Source organism: Flavobacterium sp. FlaQc-48, assembly GCF_044007335.1.
Lineage (GTDB): Bacteria > Bacteroidota > Bacteroidia > Flavobacteriales > Flavobacteriaceae > Flavobacterium.
Genome location: NZ_JBIPCR010000118.1, coordinates 1 through 202, shown reverse-complemented (window position 1 = coordinate 202; position 202 = coordinate 1). Strand labels below are relative to the sequence as shown.

Annotated in this window: 1 protein-coding gene; it reads right to left on the bottom strand. The window is 38.6% G+C overall.

Going from position 1 to position 202, the window contains the following annotated elements; translation table 11 throughout:
* Positions 1–202: hypothetical protein (locus ACHRWY_RS27800; RefSeq protein WP_395359282.1), on the bottom strand; the 202-nt coding region annotated here is incomplete at both ends.

Here is a 202-nt window from a genome sequence, read left to right as displayed (position 1 = left end):
CCAGAACATACTTCTCATTCCCTAATGTATACAGACACGCTCGAAGCTTGTAATCTTTCGATAAATCAAAAGGTTTATTTACATAGTCTGCTATATTGTTTTCTAATGATAACTCATCCGATACAATGGCACTATCCAATGACCAGCCCTCGGCGCTGATAATTTCCTGATAACCGATTCCGTCTTCTGATAGAAGCATACT